The 19074-nt window shown below is 69.2% G+C and carries 18 protein-coding genes; 12 read left to right on the plus strand and 6 right to left on the minus strand.

Going from position 1 to position 19074, the window contains the following annotated elements:
- The first annotated feature begins 18 nt into the window (after nt 1-18).
- The 6 genes from FHS44_RS00525 to FHS44_RS00550 all read left to right on the plus strand — a co-directional run bounded on the left by FHS44_RS00525 (nt 19) and on the right by FHS44_RS00550 (nt 5527).
- Nucleotides 19-162 carry a hypothetical protein gene (locus FHS44_RS00525; RefSeq protein WP_184711867.1) on the plus strand — a complete coding sequence of 48 codons (144 nt, stop codon included), beginning with the start codon at nt 19-21 and terminating at the stop codon, nt 160-162.
- 34 nt (nt 163-196) lie between these two features.
- Nucleotides 197-2380 carry an asparagine synthase (glutamine-hydrolyzing) gene (asnB, locus tag FHS44_RS00530; RefSeq protein ID WP_184711868.1) on the plus strand — a complete coding sequence of 728 codons (2184 nt, stop codon included), beginning with the start codon at nt 197-199 and terminating at the stop codon, nt 2378-2380.
- On the plus strand, nt 2370-3149 hold the full coding sequence (locus tag FHS44_RS00535; protein ID WP_184711869.1) for a hypothetical protein: 780 nt from the start codon (nt 2370-2372) through the stop codon (nt 3147-3149). The genes asnB and FHS44_RS00535 overlap by 11 nt, the downstream gene beginning before the upstream one ends.
- The gene (locus FHS44_RS00540) at nt 3149-3424 is read left to right on the plus strand and encodes a PqqD family protein (RefSeq protein ID WP_184711870.1); all 276 of its coding nucleotides are present in this window, start codon (nt 3149-3151) and stop codon (nt 3422-3424) included. Before FHS44_RS00535 ends, FHS44_RS00540 begins: the two co-directional genes overlap by 1 nt.
- On the plus strand, nt 3421-4374 hold the full coding sequence (locus FHS44_RS00545) for a diiron oxygenase (protein ID WP_184711871.1): 954 nt from the start codon (nt 3421-3423) through the stop codon (nt 4372-4374). Before FHS44_RS00540 ends, FHS44_RS00545 begins: the two co-directional genes overlap by 4 nt.
- Nucleotides 4375-4534: 160 nt before the next feature.
- Complete coding sequence (locus tag FHS44_RS00550) at nt 4535-5527, plus strand: LacI family DNA-binding transcriptional regulator (RefSeq protein ID WP_184711872.1); 993 nt, start codon at nt 4535-4537, stop codon at nt 5525-5527.
- On the opposite strand, the gene FHS44_RS00555 is transcribed toward FHS44_RS00550, so the two are convergent.
- Both FHS44_RS00555 and FHS44_RS00560 read right to left on the minus strand, forming a co-directional pair.
- Nucleotides 5518-6777, minus strand: a complete 1260-nt coding sequence (locus FHS44_RS00555) for an MFS transporter (protein WP_184711873.1) — start codon at nt 6775-6777, stop codon at nt 5518-5520. The genes FHS44_RS00550 and FHS44_RS00555 overlap by 10 nt on opposite strands.
- Nucleotides 6774-7811 (minus strand): hypothetical protein, encoded by a 1038-nt coding sequence (locus tag FHS44_RS00560; protein WP_184711874.1) that lies wholly within the window; start codon nt 7809-7811, stop codon nt 6774-6776. The genes FHS44_RS00555 and FHS44_RS00560 overlap by 4 nt, the downstream gene beginning before the upstream one ends.
- A gap of 459 nt (nt 7812-8270) precedes the next feature.
- Between FHS44_RS00560 and FHS44_RS00565 the strand changes: the two genes are divergently transcribed.
- The 4 genes from FHS44_RS00565 (at nt 8271) to FHS44_RS00580 (ending at nt 14132) form a co-directional block, all read left to right on the plus strand.
- The gene (locus tag FHS44_RS00565; RefSeq protein ID WP_184711875.1) at nt 8271-8885 is read left to right on the plus strand and encodes an HAD-IA family hydrolase; all 615 of its coding nucleotides are present in this window, start codon (nt 8271-8273) and stop codon (nt 8883-8885) included.
- Between the two features lie 441 nt (nt 8886-9326).
- Entirely contained in the window at nt 9327-11072 is a 1746-nt protein-coding gene (locus FHS44_RS00570) for a non-ribosomal peptide synthetase (RefSeq protein ID WP_184711876.1), read from the plus strand.
- Complete coding sequence (locus FHS44_RS00575) at nt 11069-13009, plus strand: B12-binding domain-containing radical SAM protein (protein ID WP_184711877.1); 1941 nt, start codon at nt 11069-11071, stop codon at nt 13007-13009. Before FHS44_RS00570 ends, FHS44_RS00575 begins: the two co-directional genes overlap by 4 nt.
- A complete protein-coding gene (locus tag FHS44_RS00580; protein ID WP_184711878.1) occupies nt 12999-14132 on the plus strand; it encodes an acyl-CoA dehydrogenase family protein in 1134 nt (377 codons plus the stop codon). The genes FHS44_RS00575 and FHS44_RS00580 overlap by 11 nt, the downstream gene beginning before the upstream one ends.
- A gap of 191 nt (nt 14133-14323) precedes the next feature.
- On the opposite strand, the gene FHS44_RS42850 is transcribed toward FHS44_RS00580, so the two are convergent.
- From FHS44_RS42850 to FHS44_RS00595, 4 genes are all read right to left on the minus strand, one after another.
- On the minus strand, nt 14324-15139 hold the full coding sequence (locus tag FHS44_RS42850; protein WP_513762518.1) for a DUF8757 domain-containing protein: 816 nt from the start codon (nt 15137-15139) through the stop codon (nt 14324-14326).
- A gap of 89 nt (nt 15140-15228) precedes the next feature.
- Nucleotides 15229-15909 (minus strand): DUF488 family protein, N3 subclade, encoded by a 681-nt coding sequence (locus FHS44_RS00585; protein ID WP_184711879.1) that lies wholly within the window; start codon nt 15907-15909, stop codon nt 15229-15231.
- A 385-nt stretch (nt 15910-16294) separates the two neighbouring features.
- On the minus strand, nt 16295-16474 hold the full coding sequence (locus tag FHS44_RS00590) for a sulfotransferase domain-containing protein (RefSeq protein WP_221460269.1): 180 nt from the start codon (nt 16472-16474) through the stop codon (nt 16295-16297).
- A gap of 20 nt (nt 16475-16494) precedes the next feature.
- Nucleotides 16495-16800, minus strand: coding sequence for a hypothetical protein (locus FHS44_RS00595; RefSeq protein ID WP_184711880.1), 306 nt, complete (start codon nt 16798-16800; stop codon nt 16495-16497).
- Between the two features lie 219 nt (nt 16801-17019).
- Between FHS44_RS00595 and FHS44_RS00600 the strand changes: the two genes are divergently transcribed.
- On the plus strand, nt 17020-18048 hold the full coding sequence (locus FHS44_RS00600; RefSeq protein WP_184711881.1) for an ABC transporter substrate-binding protein: 1029 nt from the start codon (nt 17020-17022) through the stop codon (nt 18046-18048).
- Nucleotides 18045-19064, plus strand: coding sequence for a FecCD family ABC transporter permease (locus tag FHS44_RS00605; RefSeq protein WP_312863483.1), 1020 nt, complete (start codon nt 18045-18047; stop codon nt 19062-19064). Before FHS44_RS00600 ends, FHS44_RS00605 begins: the two co-directional genes overlap by 4 nt.
- Nucleotides 19065-19074: the final 10 nt, after the last annotated feature.

Here is a 19074-nt window from a genome sequence, read left to right on the forward strand (position 1 = left end):
CCGAGTCCGGGAGGTCCCGTGAAGCCCTACGTCAGGCCGAAGCCCATGCCCGAGGAACCTCAGGAAGAGGCCTCCTCAGAGCCCCCGAAGCCCCTCAAGCCGTACGTCAAGCCGCAGGCCAGGCAGGTCGCCTACAACACGGTGCTGCGCGTGGTCGCCTGACCAGGACCTTTCCCGACCGACCCCCGAGGTGTACATGTGCGGCCTGGCAGGTCTGGCCCGTATCGACGGCGGCCATACGGACGCCACGACAGACGCCCTCCTGGAACGGATGGCGCGGATCATCGCCCATCGCGGCCCCGACGACCGGGAGTTGCTGCGGCAGGGGCCGGTCGGCCTCGCCTTCACCAGGCTCTCCCTGGTCGATCCCGAGAGCGGCGGCCAGCCGCTCACGACGGAGGACGGCGACCTCGTCCTGATCGCCAACGGCGAGGTCTACAACCACCGTGAGCTGGCCGCCAAACTGCCCCCGGGCACCCGGCTCAGGGGAGGCTCCGACTGCGAGGTGCTCCTGCACCTGTACCGCGAGCGGGGCGACGCCTTCCTCGACGAGGTCCGCGGCATGTTCGCCATCGTGCTGTGGGACCGCCGCAGGGACCGGCTCGTCCTGGCCCGCGACCGGTTCGGGATCAAACCGCTCTACTACCACCGTGACGGCCGTCGCATCGTGTTCGCCTCGGAGATCAAGGCGCTGTTCGCCGACCCGGCGACGCCGCGGACCCTGGACTGGGAACAGGCGCTCACCCACCCCATGCTCAGCGCCGCGCCGTACCCGCACCGGGCCGAGACGCCGAGCACCTGGTTCGGCGGGATCGAGTGCGTCCCCGCGGGCCGGATCGTGCAGATCGACCTGGCGGACGGGACGACCAGGGAGCACCGCTACTGGTCGCTGCCGACGGCCGACACGGACGCCTCGGAGGAGGAGTTCGTCCGGCGCTACGGCGAGCTGCTCGCCGAGTCCGTGGCCGAGTGCGCCACCGCCGACGCCGAACTCGGGCTCTTCCTCAGCGGCGGCGTTGACTCCGCTGCCGTCGCCGCGCTGGCCACGCCGTACGCGGGACGGCTGCACACCTTCACCGTGCTGTCGGCGAGCACCTACCGCAACGGCGACGCCGAGCACGCCTCCTGGCTCGCCGGGAAGCTCGGGCTGCCCAACCACCAGGTGTGCTTCGAGGCGGAGCGCGTCCCCTCCCCGCAGGAGTGGAAACGGCTGCTGTGGCTGATGGAGCACCCGCAGTGCGGCCCCGAGCAGTACTACAAGCACGAGCTGCACCGCTACGCCAAACAGGCCAGGCCCGAACTGCGCGGCATGCTCCTGGGGGCCGCCAGTGACGAGTTCAACGGCGGCTACTCGGCGGACTACAGCGGGGGCGGCGGCTGGGACGACTTCGTCGCCACCCTCGACACCATGGCGTGCGCGGGCGCCCTGCGGACCAGGCCCGACCTGGCGCCCTGGTGGACGCGGACCGAGGTGCCCCTGCTCGCCAGGGACGTGCTCGGCGTGCGGGAGGACCCCTACCGGGCCTACCTGGCGGGCGAGTACAGCAAGATCCAGCAGTACAACTGCTGGCACGAGGACCGTACGGCCGCGGGCAGCGGCATCGAGGCCCGGGTGCCCTTCCTCGACCACCGGCTCGTCGAGCTGGTCGTCTCCGTCCCGCCGAGCCGTAGGAAACGGCTGCTGTGGGACAAGACGATCCTGCGGGAGAGCATGCGGGGCGTGCTGCCCGACAGGATCACCGGCCGGGAGAAGGTCCCCTTCTTCTACGGCGAGGGCCAGCATCACACCCACTGGCTCTTCCTGCGGATGCTGCGCCGGGACGGGGCCGCGCTCGTCGAGGAGGCCCTGGCGGCGCCGGGCGCGTCCGGGGTGCTGGACGGCCCCGCCGTACGAGGACTGCTGGGGTCGCTGACCGAGCGGAGCGACCTGGCCCAGGTCGAGATCCTGCTGCGCCTGGTGAACCTGGGGCTGCTGGCCCAGATGGTCGCCGACCTTCCCCCGCCCGTGGTGAACATGTCGGCAGGTTCCGTCCCCGTCGCCCTCGACCCCGGGGACCGGGAGCGGACGGAGGAGATCCTCGGCTGCGCGCCCTCCGTCGAGGTGGGGTCGGTGCCCACCACGGCCGACGGGTTCCTCCTACTCGCCGACGCCATGACCGAGGGAACCTGGTACGTCGCCCTGGACGGCGCCGTCCAGTACGTGCTGGAGCGGGACGACGACTGGCTCGACCTGCTGCGTTCCGTTGACGGCGTCCGCTCGGTCGCGGGCATCGCCGAGCTGACCGGCCGGTCCCCGGAGCAGGTGGTACGGCAGGTCGCCGAGGCCGTCGAACGAGGACTGCTGCGACTGACCGAGGAAGGCGTGAGCCATGCGGGTTGATCCGAGCGGGCACCTGGCCGAACTGGCCGCGCGCGGGCTGCTGCCCGAGGACCACCTGGCGGTCTACCTCGCCGGGTCCCTGGTGAGGGGCTGGGGCAACTCGGGCAGCGACCTCGATGTCTACGTCGTCTCCGCGGCCCCGAGAACCGCCCCGAGCACGGCTCTCGCCCCGGTCGCCCTGACCCCCGACCACGTCCCCGTCGAGGTCGTCCACGTGGACGGGGTCAGGTGGGACATCGAGTACTGGACCGACTCCCAGGTGGACCAGATGTTCGCCAAGGTCTCCTGGGAGGAGTTCGACACCAACCACAGCGTGGCCGACCTGCTCACCTCCCACGAGATGGACTTCCTCGAACGGCTCGGCAGCGCCGTAGCCGTGACGGGGGAGACCTGGCTGGCCGGGCGCAGGACACGGCTCGAATCCTCGGCGATCCGCTCGATCCTGGTCAGCCGCGCGCTCAACCTGTCGGACCTCTTCGTCGAGGACGCCGTGGGGCAGCTCAAGGCGGGAGACGTGGAGAGCGCCGTGCTGTCGGCCAAGCTCGCCTTCGGCTACGCGGTCAACGCCCTGCACGTCTCGTGCGGGGAGTTCGGGCACAGCGCCAAGTGGCGGGCCCGCCGCTTCCGCCAGGTCGAGCAGACCATCATGCCGTTCGAGGAGTACTGGGCGATCGAGACCATGCGGGGCTACGACCCGGCGAACCCGTCCGCGTGGGTCGAGGACGTCGTGCTGGCCTGCCGCCGCATCTCCATGGAGGTCGTGATCTGATGGACCACGAATCCGCCGAGGCCGTACCGGTGCCCAGGCTCGACGTCCGGGTGCGCAACGTCGGCGGCACGCTCACCGTCGCCTGGGGTGAGAGTGTCTTCGAACTCTCCGAGACGGCCGGGTTCCTGTGGAAGCGCGTGGACGGCCGCAGGTCGCTGCGCGAGCTGGCCGGGCTGCTCGCCGGTGAGTACGCGGTCGATCCCGAGACCGCGTTGCGGGACACGCTGGAGACCATGACGGCGCTGGCCGACGGCGGGCTCGTGCGGTTGCGATGAAGGACTCGCCGGAGGAGTACGGCAGCCGTTTCGAGCGCTGGGACGAGCGGGCGGCCGTCAGGGTCAAGCCGCAGCCCGTCCTGGACCTTCCGGCGCCGGACGTGCTGTATTTCCCCCCGGAACTCGTTCCCGTCCTGCGCCACCCCCTGGTCGCCGAACGGGGCGGGCGGGCGGTCCATGACGCCCTCGCCCAGCACCTCTACCACTACCTGCACTTCACGGTCGAGCTGGAACAGCTCGCGATCATCCCCGTGGCCGCCAGGATCGCCAGGGGACGCTCCGGGCTCGACCTCCCCGAGCGGATGCGCGCCGACGCCTACAAGATCGTGACGGACGAGGCCTGGCACGCCCAGCTCTCCTACGACCTGATCAGACAGGTGGAGACGCGCTCAGGGGTGGCCTGGACGGACGCGGGCACCCCGGCCTTCCTCCATCGTCTCGATGCCGTACGGCGCCGCCTCGATCCCCGGGTCAGGGGGCTGGAGCGGCTGCTGTTCGCGGTCGTCAGCGAGACGCTCATCTCGACGGTCCTGACCGACCTCCCCAGGGACCGCAGGCTGCCGGGGGCCGTGCGCGACCTGGTGCGTGACCACGCCGAGGACGAGGGCAGGCACCACGCGTACTTCCGTGACCTGCTCCGGCGGCTCTGGCCCGCGCTGAGCGCCACGGAACGCGCCTGCGTCGGCCCCCTGCTGCCCGCGATCGTCGCGGCGTTCGTCGAGCCCGACCGCGAGGCGGCGGCCGTGGTCGCCCGCGCCGCCGGACTGTCGCGCGATCAGGCCAGGACCGTCGCCGCCGAGTCGCTCTCGGTCGCGTGGACACCCCGGGACACGGCGTCGCGGGCCAGGACCGTCGTGCGCTACTTCGAGGAGGCGGGGGCGCTGGACGACGGCGCGACCAGAGAGGCGTTCGCCGAGGCCGGTCTCCTCGACCCCGGCCGCGACGGGTGACGGCATCCCCCGTGTTCCCCCTCGATCCGATGGGGAATGCCGGGATGGAATACTTGTCCTCACATCGGATCGCAGAGCATCGAGTGGCAGCGGCGCACGGGGGCAATGCCCGTCTGTGCCCCATGACGAACACACAGGGTGATTGGACATGCTGAGGCCGGTGAAAGCGCGCATCACCAGCAGGGATGTGGCCCAGGCGGCCGGGGTCTCGCAGTCGACGGTGTCCCTCGTCCTGACCGGGAAGTGGCCGGGCCGGGTCTCCGCGGAGACGGCGGACAGGATCAGGCGGATCACCGAGGAGATGGACTACCAGCCGGACCTGGCGGCACGGAGCCTGCGCCTTGAGCGCACCGGCACGGTGCTGCTGATCGTCCCGGCGATCACGAACGTGTTCTTCGCCAACCTCCACGTGGGAGCGACCCAGGTCGCCAACCAGTACGACACGAGCGTCCTGGTGTATCCCATGGGAACCGACAGGCACGAGCGGCTGCTGCCGATACCGCAGCAGGCCATCGACGGGATGCTCGTCTACGGCGCCGTGGGCACCGAGAGCATCCGGCCGCAGGGCGTCATGCCGCTGGTGCCGCTGGACTGCGACCCCCGGCTCTACCCGGACGCGGTGAACGTGGACATCGCCGTCGGCAGCCGCGAGGCCGCCCGGCACCTGCTGGACCTCGGCCACCACAGGATCGGCTACCTGCACGTGGAACGGCGCGGCGCCTGGATGTTCACGACCCGCCTGCGCTCCCTGCGCGCGGTGGTCAGGCACCGCGCGGGGGCGACCCTCACGGTTGCGGGCACGACCTTCGACCCCGTTGACGCCCACCGGGCGGCCCTTGAGCTGCTGCGTTCCGACCCGCCCCCGACGGCGGTCGTCTGCGAGGACGACAACCTCGCGGTCGTGGTCTTCAGCGTCGCCCGCAGCCTCGGGCTCGACATCCCGAACGACCTGTCGGTGATCGGCTACAACAACCTGCCGATCAGCGACGTCCTGCACCCGACGCTGACGACGGTGAACATCCCGGTCACGGAGCTGGGGGCGGCTGGTGCCCAGGCGCTGCACGACCGGCTCGCCGCCAGGGAGCCGCGCCCCGTCGCGCTGCGCAGCTCCCTGGTCGTACGGCATTCCACGGCCCCACCCCGTCAGGCCTGACCCTCCGAGGCCCGCACGAGGCCCGGGTTGCGGTAGATGATCCCGAACGAGGTGAGCAGGAACGCGACCGGCAGCAGCGCCTGGACGGTCCCGGTGAGGAAGACGGTGGTCGCGGTGCCGAGGGACTGCGCCGCGATGCCCCCGGCCAGCGCCCCGAGGGGGATGGCCCCGTGCGAGATCAGCCGGTAGCTCGCCGTCACCCGCCCCATCAACTCGGGACGGACGATCGCCTGCCTGGCGCTGATGGCGTGGACGTTGTAGACGGCCAGCGCGAACGTGCTGACGAACATGCACGCGACCAGCACGGCGACGCGCGCCGCCGTACCGTCGAGAAGCGTGGCCGAGGCCGCCGCCATCACCCCGACCCCGCTCATGAACTGGGCCGCGAAGATGGTCGGCCCCGCGGGGAAGCGGCTGTGCACGTAGGCCGCGAAGGCGGAGCCCGCGATCCCTCCCACGGCCCCGGCCGCCACGACGACCCCGAGCAGCGCGGGCGTCAGCGCGAGCGACTGGACCACGTAGATGATGATCGTCACTTCGAACGCCTGGATGCAGATGTTGCCGAGCCCGCTGGCCACCCCGAAGGCGAGCACCCGGCGGTCCCGGAAGAAGTAGCGGAACCCCTCGGTGATCGCCGTCCCCCAGCGCAGCCGCTGCGGCCCCTTCCGCCCGGAGAACCTGAGCTTGAGCGTGGCCAGCAACGAGGCGGACAGCAGGTAGGAGACCGCGTCCACGAGGATGGCGTACGGCGCGCCGAGCAGTTGGACGAGCAGTCCCGCGAGCCCGGGGCCCGTCACGTCGACGACGGAGTAGCTCGTGCTGACCGCGGCGTTGCCGGGGACGAGCTGCTCCTCGCTGACGATCCTGGGAAGCATGGAGTGGTGCGCCACGTCGCCGAGGGCCTTGAACACGCCCATGGCCAGGCCCAGGCCGTACAGCCAGTTGAGGCTCAGCACCCCGGTGGCCGTGACGATCGGCACGGTGAGCAGGATCAGCCCGCGGGCCAGGTCGCATCCGGCGTTGACCAGCTTGGCCGGCCAGTGGTCGGCGACGACCCCGGCGAAGGGCAGGACAACCACGGCGGGGACGTACTGCAGGCCGGACAGCACGCCGAGCTGCACGGGGTCGGCGTGCAGGACCACCAGCGCGGTCAGCGGCAGGGCCATCAGCGTGATCTGGGACCCGATCCCCGAGACGGTGACCGCGGTCCAGAACCTGAGGAAGTTCGCGTCGCGAAGCGGGCCTTTCATGGCAGGCCGATGACGCCCACGTCGACGAGCGAGGCGTGGTAGGCGGCGATCTCGTCCTCGCCGACCTGGAGCCCCTTCGAGGCGAGCACGCCCCCCATCAGCCGGACGGCCTCCTCCCTGGGACGGCCGTGGGAGATGCCCCACAGCAGGGCGCCCTGCCAGCTCAGCAGCACGGACTCACCGCGTATCGACTCGATGAGGACGCCGTCGCCCTTCATGGGGATCACGCACACGTCGGTGCGCCGGGTGTGGTGCTCCGGGTCCGCGCCGAGCACCGGCTCGTACTCCAGGCCCGTCGCGGCCATGACCAGCAGGTCCTGCGCCAGGAAGCGGTTCCTGCGGACGACGTCGCCCTCGGCCGCGTACGAATTGTCGATCACCTCGGTGACCGCGGCCTTCAGCAGGTCGCTCGCCGAGCGCCTCCAGCGGGCCCAGATCCACTTGGTGTTCACGTAGAGGTCGCCGCGCATGCACAGGTACGCCTCGGTCGCGCGGTGGAGAAGCTCCTGGGAGAGATATCTCGTGGCGGGCGCGTCCCCGTTGAGAATGGCGCCGCAGATGTCCTCGGTGAGGTTGTGCGCGTCGATCGCGTGCCGCGTGATGAGAAGCCGCCTGAAGTCCGGCATGCTCTCCGTCAGACGCCGCCGTAACGCGGCGAGTTCACCGTCGTCCACGACGACCTCGCCGAGCAGGAAACGCGTGAGAACGTCGAGCCGGTTACGGCTGAACCGCGCCGTCTGGCTGAAGTCGGTGTTCGTCACCCGGAAGACCGTGCTCTCCTGCACGTCCCCGCGCAGCCGGTCGAGGTCCAGGTATTCCACGTCCACGCGCTCGCCCTCGAATTCGAGCTGCGCCGGGGGAAGTGATTCGCAGTCGGCCCTGACGACGAACAGATCGATGTCCGACATCGGGGAGCCGAGCCCCGCCGTGGGCGCCCCACCGAGATAGATCCGGGAAACGGGATGTTCCTTCGCGAGCCATTCGGCGGCGCGTCGTCCTCGTGACAGGACATCGTTCGGCAGGGGGGTGCTCATAGATTTTCGACGCTTTCCGGAGATCTCGCGTGGATTTCTGGGGTCCGGCCGGACGGCTGGGTGCGCGAGCACTCTTTCCGAGGGCGCGCGCACCCAGTCAAGCTGGGGATATCCAGCTTTCGAAGTACTACTCCATCCTGGTGGAGATGGTAATCATCGGAGACTCACCCATGGCCGATCACCCCCTTCCTGACCGTCGCGGCGGTGTTTTTCGTGAAACACGGCCGTCCTCGCCAGGAACCGATATTCCGGGTTCCCATGGGATCTCCGGCCGCCGTCCTCTTCCACATGCGTCCGCCCACGGGAATGGCGTTCCGAATCCGTTGCCGCGTGATTCCTCTTCCGGCTCTCCCACCGGTACGGTTCCCTGCCCAACCTTCGTGGCCCCGGAGATCGCCGGGCAACTCTTTCGGCCCCCGCCGAATCGCCGGACTCCCGGCCCGTGGGTACCGTACAGAGATGTCCCCCTTCGACGCGGTGCTGTGTGACTTCGACGGTGTGCTGCGCGTTCACGACGCGCGGGTCCAGGCGGGCATCGACCACGGGTACGGCCTCGCCCCGGGGACTGTCCTCGCGACGGCGTTGAGCCCGGCCCTGATCGGCCCCGCGGTCCTCGGCGAGATCACCTTCGAGGAGTGGGAGGCGGCGCTGGTGACGGAGTTCACCGGCCTGCTCGGCTCACCCGAGCGTGCGACGCGGCTGGTCGGGGAGTTCATGGCGGTGCCCGCCCGGGTGGACGAGCGGGTGCGGGAGCTGCTGGCGCTGGCGCAGCGGCACGTGCCGGTGGTGCTGGTCACCAACGCCACGACCCGCCTTGAGGAGGAGCTCGACGGGCTCGGCCTGACCTTGTTCGCCGACGAGGTGGTGAGCAGCGCCAGGGTGGGGGTCGCCAAACCGGACCGGCGCGTCTACGAGCTCGCCGCGGCCAGGGCGGGCGCGGTCCCCGAGCGGTGCCTGTTCATCGACGACCGCCGGGAGAACGTCGAGGCCGCCACCCTGCTGGGGATGACCGGGGTGCACTTCCGGGAGGCGGAGGACCTGCGGCGCGTGTGGGCGGAAGCGGGCTGGGAGTAGCCCCGGAGGCGTGGCCCCGGGCCTCGGGCACCGCCATGCCCGAGACCCGGGGTGTCCCCTCCGCCCGAGCCCGGAGCGCCTCCGCGCCGGGGCAGGAAACCCCGATTATCCAGATGTCCCCCTCCCTTCGCTGGCTTTTTATCGTAGAATGCTCAGTTTTCTGAGGCCCTTCTCCCGGAATTGTCGGGTGCATATGATTCGAGCCGATTGAAGAAGTCTCCCGCGCTCGGACCCGGCCGTCTCCGCACGAGGAAAGGGACACCACGGAGCGGTCAGCCGTACTCCGCCTGCCCTGATGCGTCCGCGCGGCCGGGCGGCGGGTGTCGCGCGGTGTTTTCCGGAAACCCCGAACAAACGGTTAAACAAAAGGCGCGTCGGTTCGGCGGAACCCTTTCCCCATGAGTCACGCAAAGTCTTTTCGTATGCCTCGGAGGCGGAACGATGAACGAACCGATGACGGTCGGTGCCGCGGTTCCCGCTCTTGTCGCGCGCTGGGCGCGGGCGCGCCCCGACCACCCGGCGATCGTGTCCGCCGGAACCGAGCTGACCTACGGCGAACTGGTCGAGCGGGCGGGCCGGATGGCGAGCGTGCTGCGTTCCCACGGCGTGGACGGCGGCACTCTGGTCCCGCTGGTCGTCGAACGCTCACCGGAGCTTGTCGTCGCCGCCCTCGCGGTGCTGTTCGCCGGGGGCGCCTACGTGGGTGTCGACGTGGACGAACCGGACGCCAGGCTCAGCACGATCGTCGCCGACTCCGGCGCCCCCCTCGTCGTCACCCGCGCCGCCACGGCCGGACGGCTCGGCGGGGGAGCGGCCAAGGTGCTCGCCGTCGAGGAGCTGCTCGCCGCCGACGCCCCGGTGTGCCCGCCGCTCGATGTGACGACCGAGGACGTCTGCTACGTCACCTACACCTCGGGCTCCTCGGGCACGCCGAAGGGCGTCATGGTGCCGCACGGCGGACTGGCCAACCTGGTCTCCTGGTACGGCCAGGCCTTCGGCGTGCGGCCCGAGGACCGGATCACCCAGTTCGCCCGGCCCTCGTTCGACGCCTGGGCGCTTGAGGTGTGGCCCTGCCTCGCGTGGGGCGCGACCCTGCGCCTGGTCGAGGGACGGCTGCCCGACTCTCCCGCCGACTTCGCCGAGTGGCTCGCCCAGGAACGCATCTCCGTGTGCTTCCTGACCACGGTGCTCGCCGTCGAGATGTTCGACCAGCCCTGGGACCTGTACGGCTCCGCCCCCCGCGTCCTGCTCCTGGGCGGGGAGAGGCTGCGCCGTCACCCGCCCTTCGGCCTGCCGTTCACCGTGTACAACCTCTACGGGCCGACGGAGACGACGGTGGTCGCCACCTGGGCCGAGCTCGATCCCGCCGACGTGGTCGGGGGCCAGGACCCTCCGATCGGCAGGCCGCTGCCCGGTCTGCGGGCCTACGTCCTGGACGCCGATCGGCACCCCGTGCCCCCGGGCACCGTCGGAGAGCTGTACGTCGCGGGGGCCGGGGTCGCCCTCGGCTACCTGCGCAGACCCGAGCTGACCGAGGAACGTTTCCCCGCCGACCCCTTCACCCCCGGCGAGCGCGTCTACGCCACCGGCGACCTGGTCCGTGAGCTGCCGGGCGGCGCCCTGGTCTTCGTCGGGAGGGCCGACGACCAGGTGAAACTGCGTGGCTTCCGGATCGAACTCGGCGAGGTCGAGACGGCGCTGACCCGGCTGCCCGGGGTCCGCGAGGCGGCCGTCGTCCTGCACGAGCGGGGTGACCGGCTCGTCGGCCACGTCGTGACAGACGGCCCGGTTGAGGACCTGGGGGAGAAACTGGCCGGGTTGCTGCCCGCCCACATGGTGCCGCAGACGATCGTCCCGGTCGAGCGGCTGCCCCTGACCCCGCACGGCAAGCTCGACCGCGACGCCCTGGCCAGGCGCCCCCTCCCCGCCCGCGCCGCGAGCGAGGCCGGTTTCCTGACCGAGGCCGAGCGGGTGCTCGCCGAGATCTGGTGCGACGTGCTCGAACTCGACGAGGTCGGACGCCAGGACAGCTTCTTCGACCTCGGGGGCGACTCGCTCAGCGCGATGCGGCTGGCGTCCCGGGCCCGCGAACGCGGCATCAGACTCGGCGCGGAGGACGTGTTCGAACACGAGGTGCTGCACGAACTGGCCGCCGCGATCGGCGCCACGGCGGGGGAGGACCGATGAGCTCTCGAACGCGGCTGAGGGTGAGCCTGCTCGAACTGCCGTTGTACGCCAACACCCTGCCCCTGGCCTCCGGTTACCTCCAGGCCTACGCCCTCCAGGACCCCGAGATCGCGGCCGGGTGTGACTTCACCGTGTACGCCCCCATGGCGCAGACGCCGGTTCCCGAGCTGGTCGCGGCGCTGCTCGCCCAGGACGCCGACGTGTACGGCATGAGCTGCTACCTGTGGAACATGCGCCGGATCAAGGAGGTGCTCGACGAGCTCGTACGGCACCGCCCCGACGCCTGCTTCGTCCTGGGCGGCCCCCAGGTGATGAACCACGCAGCCGAGTACGTGGCGCCCGAGCTGGAGAACGTGCTGGTGTGCAACGCCGAGGGGGAACGGCCCTTCCAGGCGCTGCTCGTCGAACTGCTCGCCGCCCGTGGGCGGGCAGCCGTACCGGACTTCCAGCGGGTGCCGGGGATGAGCTTCTGGTCGGCGGGGGAGCTGCTGACCACCGAGAAGCCCGCGCGCATCACGGACCTGGACGAGATCCCCTCGCCGTTCGCGGCGGGCCTGTTCGACGGCGGGGAGTACACCTTCGCGGTCGTGGAGACCAACAGGGGCTGCCCTTACAGCTGCTCCTACTGCTACTGGGGCGCCGCGACCAACGACAAGGTCCACCGCTGGGAGCTGGACCGGGTCAAGGACGACCTCACCTGGATCAGCGAGCACGGCGTGGAGAGCGTCTTCGTCGCCGACGCCAACTGGGGGGCGCTGCCCCGCGACGTGGAGCTGACCCGGCACCTGGTCGAGGGCAAACGCCGTACCGGCTACCCGATGATGATCGCCATCCAGGCGGCGAAGAACCGTCCCGACCGGGTCACCGAGATCACCGAGATCCTCGTGGACGGCGGCCTGCTGACCAGCCAGCCGGTCTCGCTGCAGACGCTGAGCCCGCAGACCCTGGAGATCGTGCAGCGCGCCAACATCAAGGAGTCCACCTATGTGGAGCTCCAGCTCAAGCTGCACGAGAAGCAGATCAGCTCCTACACCGAGCTGATCTGGCCGCTGCCCGGTGAGACGCTGAAGTCCTTCCAGGCGGGCATCGCCAAGGTGTGCCGCACCGGGGCCGACGCCGTCGTCGCCTACCCCCAGCTCCTGCTGCGCAACACCCCCATGTACGGCACGCGCGAGGCGCTGGGCATCGAGACCGTCCGGGTGGACGACCCCGTGGCCGAGGCCGACGTGGTCGTGGCCACCAAGTGGGTGACCCGCGACGACTTCCAGGCCGGGGCCTGGTTCTACTACGCCGTGATCAGCCTCTACAACGCCCGCTCCGGCTTCCACGTCGCCAGGGAACTCGACCGCAGTGGCGTCTGCTCCTACGAGGACTTCCTCGTCCGCGCCGCCGACCACTACCGCCGCCGCACCGACACGGAGATCTGCGCGTTCTTCGACGAGTCGGTACGCGGCCTGGGCAACTACGACCTCAACAACATCGGCAAGGTCCTGCACATGGTGCTGCACTCCCACCGGGCGGAGATGGACACCCTGCTTGAGGACTTCCTCCGCGAGCAGGGCTGGCTGGCCGACCCCGCGCTGCGCGCCGTCTTCGAACTCGACCTGGTGGCCAGGCCGTACGTCTACCGGGAGGCGGTCTCAGAACCCGCGGTGGCGCTCTCGCAGGTGCGGATCGTGAAGCGCGACCGCTACACGCTCGTGGTGGACCTGCCGGAGACCGCCGTGGAGTCACTCGCCGACGCGGGCTTCGTCGAGGCCGGTGACTCCGGGAGGTTCGTCGTCGACCACCGGGGCCGCAGGAAGATGCCCTATCCGCGCCACCGCAGCCTGGAGCACAACGCCGCCTACTGCCAGGCGATGATGAACCGGCTGCGCGACATCCTGCCCACCTGGCGGGCGGCGGCCGTACGGGATCGGGTGCTCGATGCGTCGTGACCTCTTCACCCGGGAGCACGAGGAGTTCCGCGACCTCGTGCGGACCTTCGTGGCCAGGGAGGTCACCCCGAACCTGGAGCGGTGGGAGGAGCACGGCGCCGCCGACCGGTCCGTGTGGCTGCGCGCGGGCGAGCACGGCCTGCTCGGCCTCGACGTCGATCCGGCGTACGGCGGAGCGGGCGTGGCCGACTACCGCTACCACGCGGTGCTGGGGGAGGAGTTCGCGAAGGCCGGGGCCCACGCCCCGGCGCTCTCCCTGCACAACGAGATCTGCGGCCTCTACCTGCGCGCGCACACGACCGAGGAGCAGCGGCGGCGCTGGCTGCCCGGCTTCTGCTCGGGCGAACTGGTCACGGCCGTGGCCATCAGCGAGCCGGACGCGGGCAGCGACCTGCGGCGCATCAGGACCAAGGCGGTGCGGGACGGCGACCGCTACGTGCTCAACGGGCAGAAGACCTTCGTCTCGAACGGTGCCACGGCCGACCTCGTGCTGGTCGTGGCCCGGACCGGGGAGCGCCCCTCCGACGCCGGTGTCTTCGTCGTCGAGCCGACCAGGGTGGGGGTGACCAGGGGCAGGACGCTCGACAAGATCGGGATGCGGGCCCTCGACACCGTCGAACTCTTCCTGTCGGACGTGGAGATCCCGGTGGAGAACCTGCTCGGTCGCGAGGACCGCGCCTACGCCTACCTGATCAGGACCCTCCGGCAGGAACGGGTGATGCTCGCCGTCTCCGCGCTGACCACCGCCGAACGGCTCTTCGAGGAGACCCTGGTCTACTGCGGCAAACGCGAGGTTTTCGGACGGCCGATAGGACGACACCAGTACAACCGTTTCCTGCTCGCCGAGCTGAGGACCGCCCTCACGGTCGCCCGCGCCTTCACCGACCGCTGCGTTGCCGAACACGACGCCGGACGCCTCACCTCGGAGGAGGCCGCCATGGCCAAGTGGTGGAACACCGAACTGTGCCAGCGCGTGGTCGACCGCTGCGTCCAACTCCACGGCGGCTACGGCGTCATGCGAGAGTTCCCGGTCGCCAGAGCCTTCGTGGACACCCGGGTCCAGACCATCTACGGCGGAACCACAGAGATCATGAAGGAACTCATCGGCCAGTCCCTGCTGTGACCGGTTGCTTCTTCGAATGAGAAGAAGCTTGGCAAAATTTAAACCATGTTTTCTACGTCGCGCGCTCGAAGGAAGTTCTGGGATGCAGAAATAATTTTTCGACCGAAGAGGATTCCGGGGCCGTGCTGCGGGCGACCGACTGGATAAATGATTCGATGTGAATGTGGGCCATCTGTCATCGGCAAAAAATCTCACACGGAGAACAGATCGTCCTGTACAAACTCAACGACACTTCGCTGAGGATAGAACAGGCCTAGCAGCATGAAGGTTCGAGGGCGGGCTGCGATGTTTCCTACAAAGCAGTGAACCGCCCGATCCGGAGTAATGACACGCTCGAACCATCGCTCGTGTAGCTTCTCTCTGGCGGCCCGTTCACCGTATGCGCGCAGAAACTTTCGGTAGGAGGCGCCAGCTTCCCAGTCCTTGAGCCCCATGTCATGCCCTGCGCAGTGACTGTCCGCGCAGCGGAATCGGTAGCGAAATTCGAAGGGCACCCACTCCAGAGGCCTCAGATCTTGATCGAACAGGTCCATCTGGCCTGATAGGGCGGTTTTCGCCGCAGGCCATGGTTCCGCCGGCTCTAACCTGAAGTCGGTGATCTCAGCTGGTCGGAAGATACCGAGGGAGGTCCCGTTGACTTCCTGATCGCGTTTGATTGCGCACAGAGAGGGGGCAACGAGCGGTTCGACGTAGGCATATCGCTGCCTCCAGCCGTCGGACGGTGGCACGCTTCCAACGACATGTAAGGTTTCCAGGTTGGGGCGCAGACTCTCGGGGCGCCTGTCTCCGGAGTGTCGTCTGACGTCAACCTCGACAATTGAGTACTTGGTGAACTGGACGTCCGTGCTCAGGAGACGGAAGGGTACGGGGAAGAGCCGTACATGCTGAGGTTTTCCGCGATCCAGCCGTATGCCGGCCACGCAGCTTGTCTCTCGATACTTCGAGGACAGTTCCGGATAAGTCTTGACCGTGATCATTATTCGGTCTCGCTGCCAGTCGCCTGCCATGCCTTCCCTTCCCACGGGATATCCCTGATCCGATGGGAAAGGAGAAACGACCTTCGGTCAAGACCACAATGTGGTACAGCCCGCTGGTCTCAGCTCAGTGACTGCACCTCCACGACGATCCGCTCACGAACCGTGTCCAGGACCACCTTCCTGTGGCAGCGCTCCTCGTCCTTTTCGAAGCACAGGACGGCGACACGTGATTGTACGGCCTGCTCGGTCAGGCGATTGAGGTCCGACTGTGCTTCGGCTGAGCGCAGTATGTCGCGAAACCGCGCCTGCCCCACGTTCACACGACCGTCCCAGAACGGGGCACGGTTGTCTTTCGGATTACCAAGGGCGCGCAGATGGGTGTACTGGATGCCCGCCTGGGAGAGCGCCTCACCCAGGCGAGATTTGCTGAAACCGGGCTTTCGACTAATGGGCGTGAGGCGTACATCGGCCACCATGTCGATACCGTGGTCGAGTAAGGACGCAACGAACGAGTCAATGTCACGCCCTTCATAACCGGCAGACCACAGCCCAGGATTCGTGCGCGTGCTTCGGAACAGGTCGTCGAGCGACACGTTCAACGCTTCCGCGACAGCTCCGACCGTGAAGAAACCTGGCTGGGCCACGCTTTGGCTCTCCAGACGCGCAAGAGTGCTCAAACTGATTCCAGCTTCGATGGCGAGGTGTTCTCTCGACCATCCGCGCGTTTCGCGCAGCTTTCGAACCTGGCGTGCGAGAGCGTGGGCGTGGTCAGTGCTGTTCGTGGAGAGTTGACCGGCCATGATCTGGGATCCTAACGGGCAGACAACTACATCGTCCTGTTCCCCCTGAAGCCGTTCCATATCGTGTAGTTCGGCTTCTGGAAGACCTCCCGCGACACAGTCTGACGGTCATGCGGAGAAAACCAGCCCCTGCCGTGACCATACGGCTCAGCGGCGGTGGAGCCATTCCAGCAGGTCGGGTAGGGCAGGCGGCTCGTCCGCTCGTGGTAATGGGCCAGTTCGTCCGAAGTGAGCAACTCGCGGCCCGATTCTGAGGTACCCCTGCGGAAGAACCCGGCAGTATCCCTCAGCACCCTGGCCTGGTTGGGAGCGAGCCTGTCGGTACGTGCCGCTGGGCTTCGAGCCGCTCGAACAGCTCCTCCTTCGGCACGGTCAGGTTGTCCAGCTACGGCGACATCTCCGCAAGCGGCTCAGGGAGGTCGGGGGTCCGCAGGATCAGCGGCGCACAGATCATCTGCATCCACGTCGTGCCGCTCTTTGAGCGGGTGCTGATGACGATGTCCCCTCGGCGGGAGGGGAAGCCGTCCCAGCAGGCGCTGCCCTCCCCGGGGAAGACGTATCTCACGGACCCCTCTCCTCACTGCGTTACAGCTTGACGCAGGCGCTTCCCGAGGCCCAGGTGGGGCTGAGCAGGGTCACCCGGTCGCACCGGTAGGTGCCCGCACTCGGGCCCGAGGAGATGGTGATCACACCGGCGCCCCCGTCACCCGAGCCCGTGCACGGGTTGCCCCAGGCATGCCAGAGGGGAGGACCTCCGACGGGTCCGCGCTCGAAGAAGGTCCCGCTCTCACAGACGTACGTTCCCGCCGCGTGCGCGGCCGGGACCGTCAGCAGCGGCCCGGCGAGGAGCGCGGCGGCCACGGTGACGGTGAAACGCTTGATCAGGGACATGGGGGGTGCCCTTCCGAGAAAAGGATGATTGCCCAACTATCCAGCAATCTCCTCCTCGGTACCCCTCACCACCCCGTCAGGGTTTCGAACCCTTTCACCCGTTACAGGACTCTAATTACTGTACATGTACAGTTAGGTGTGGCTAACCTAAGTAGCGCAGGTTTCGGGCCAACCATAATCCCGGCCTTCCCTGGCTTCCCTCGGCAAAGGACCACACCCATGAGACTCCTCCGACGTCCGCTCACCGCCGCCGTCGGCGCGTTCGCCGCCACACTCTTTCTCGTGGGCTGTACGGCCTCCCCAGCGGCCGAAGCCCCCGCGCCCGAGGTGAAAGCCGGACAGGGCGGCTTCCCGCTCACCCTCCACAACGCCTGGGGCGACGTCACCATCCAGAAGGAACCACGCCGGGTCGTCGCCCTCGGCTACTCCGACGTCGCGGTGGCCTCCGCCCTCGGCGCCGAGGTCGTGGGAAGCGTGCAGAGCTTCGGCAGCGTCAGCGGCCTCTCGCAGGACAGGAACCTGCCCTACGTCACCCCGCTGCCCGAACCGGTGACCTGGCTGAACCCCATGGACATCAACGTCGAGCAGATCGCCACCCTCAAGCCAGACGTCATCCTCGCCACCGCCGCCTACAGCCTCAACGAGCAGACCTACGAACTCCTCAACGACATCGCCCCGGTCGTCACCTACGAGAAGGGCCTCTACCAGGCATCCGGTCCCGACGAGGCCCGCAGGATCGGCAGGGCCCTCGGCAAGGAGACCGCGGCGCGGGAACTCGTCACCAAGTCCGAGCAGGCGGTCTCCGCGCTCCGCGAGGAACTCCCCGGCCTCGACGGCGGCACCTACCTGTACGGCCAGGCCAGAGCCGGGGTCGCCGTCATGGTCGTCGCCAAGGACAACCTCACCGCGAAGTTCATGAGCGGCCTGGGCCTCGTGCCCCTGCCCGCCGTCGCGAACCTCAGGGGCAAGGGGTCGGTCCCGGGCACCATCGACGTCAGCTACGAGCAGGCCGGGCTGTTCGAGGACGCCGACGTGCTCTTCATGACCTACCAGAGCGACCAGTACCGCCAGCAGTTCGAGAAGGACCCCGTGGTCGGCAAGCTCGGCATCATGAAGTCCCGGTACGTGCCGCTGGACATCGAGGTCGCCACCGCCCTCCAGGCCCCCAACGTCGTGGCCGTGCCCTGGCTCCTCGACAGGCTCAGGGACGGCCTCGGCAAGGTCTCCGCCAGGCGGACCGGGTCGTGACCCCCACGCGCGGGACGGCCGAGAGGCCGCTTGCGCGCGCCGTGCCGTACCTCACGGGAGGCCTGCTCCTGCTCGGCGCCGCGGTGGTGTGCAGCGTCGCGATCGGCTCGAAGGCGCTCGGCGTCGGCGAGACGCTCCAGGCGCTCACGGGCGCGGGCGTCGACGAGAGCGCGACCATCGTCAGGGAGGTACGGCTCCCGCGCACCCTGCTCGGACTCGTCACCGGCGCCGCGCTGGGCGTGGCCGGTGCCCTCATCCAGGCGCTGACCAGGAATCCGCTGGCCGATCCCGGCATCCTCGGGGTGAGCGCCGGGGCGGGCTTCTCCGTCACCCTCGGGGTCGCCTTCCTCGGGCTCACCGGGGTCCAGGCCCACCTCTGGCTGGCCTTCCTGGGCGCCGCCGCCGTCACCGTCCTCGTCTACTTGGTGGGCGCACTCGGGCGATCCGGGACGAACCCCACGCGGCTCGTCCTCGTCGGCGTCGCCCTCAGCGCGGTGCTCGCCGGAATCCAGTCCGGCCTCACCCTGCTCAACCCCCGCGTCCTGGACGGCATGCGCGCCTGGGCCGCGGGGTCGCTCGCGGGCTCCGACCCCGAGGCCACCCGGCACGTCATCCCGTTCGTCCTGGCCGGACTGGCCCTGGCCGTCTGGGTGGCCCCTGCGTTCAACGCCGTCGCGATGGGGGAGGACCTCTCCCGCTCCCTCGGCGTCAACCTGACCGTCGTCCGCGTCCTCACCGTCGCCGCCGTCACGCTGCTCACCGGCGGGGCGACCGCGCTGGCGGGGCCGATCATGTTCCTCGGCCTCATGGTCGCGCACATCGCCCGCTACGTCGCGGGCCCCGACCACCGCTGGATCCTGCCGGTCTCCCTCCTGCTCGGCCCGCTCGTCCTGCTCTCCGCCGACGTCCTCGCCCGCGTCGTCGTATGGCCCGGCGAACTCCCCGTAGGCGTCGTCACCGCCTTCCTCGGCGCCCCCCTCCTCATCGTCTTGATCCGCCACCGAGGCCCAACATGACGTACGGCCC

This window comes from Streptosporangium saharense (assembly GCF_014203715.1).
Taxonomy (GTDB): Bacteria; Actinomycetota; Actinomycetes; order Streptosporangiales; family Streptosporangiaceae; genus Streptosporangium; species Streptosporangium saharense.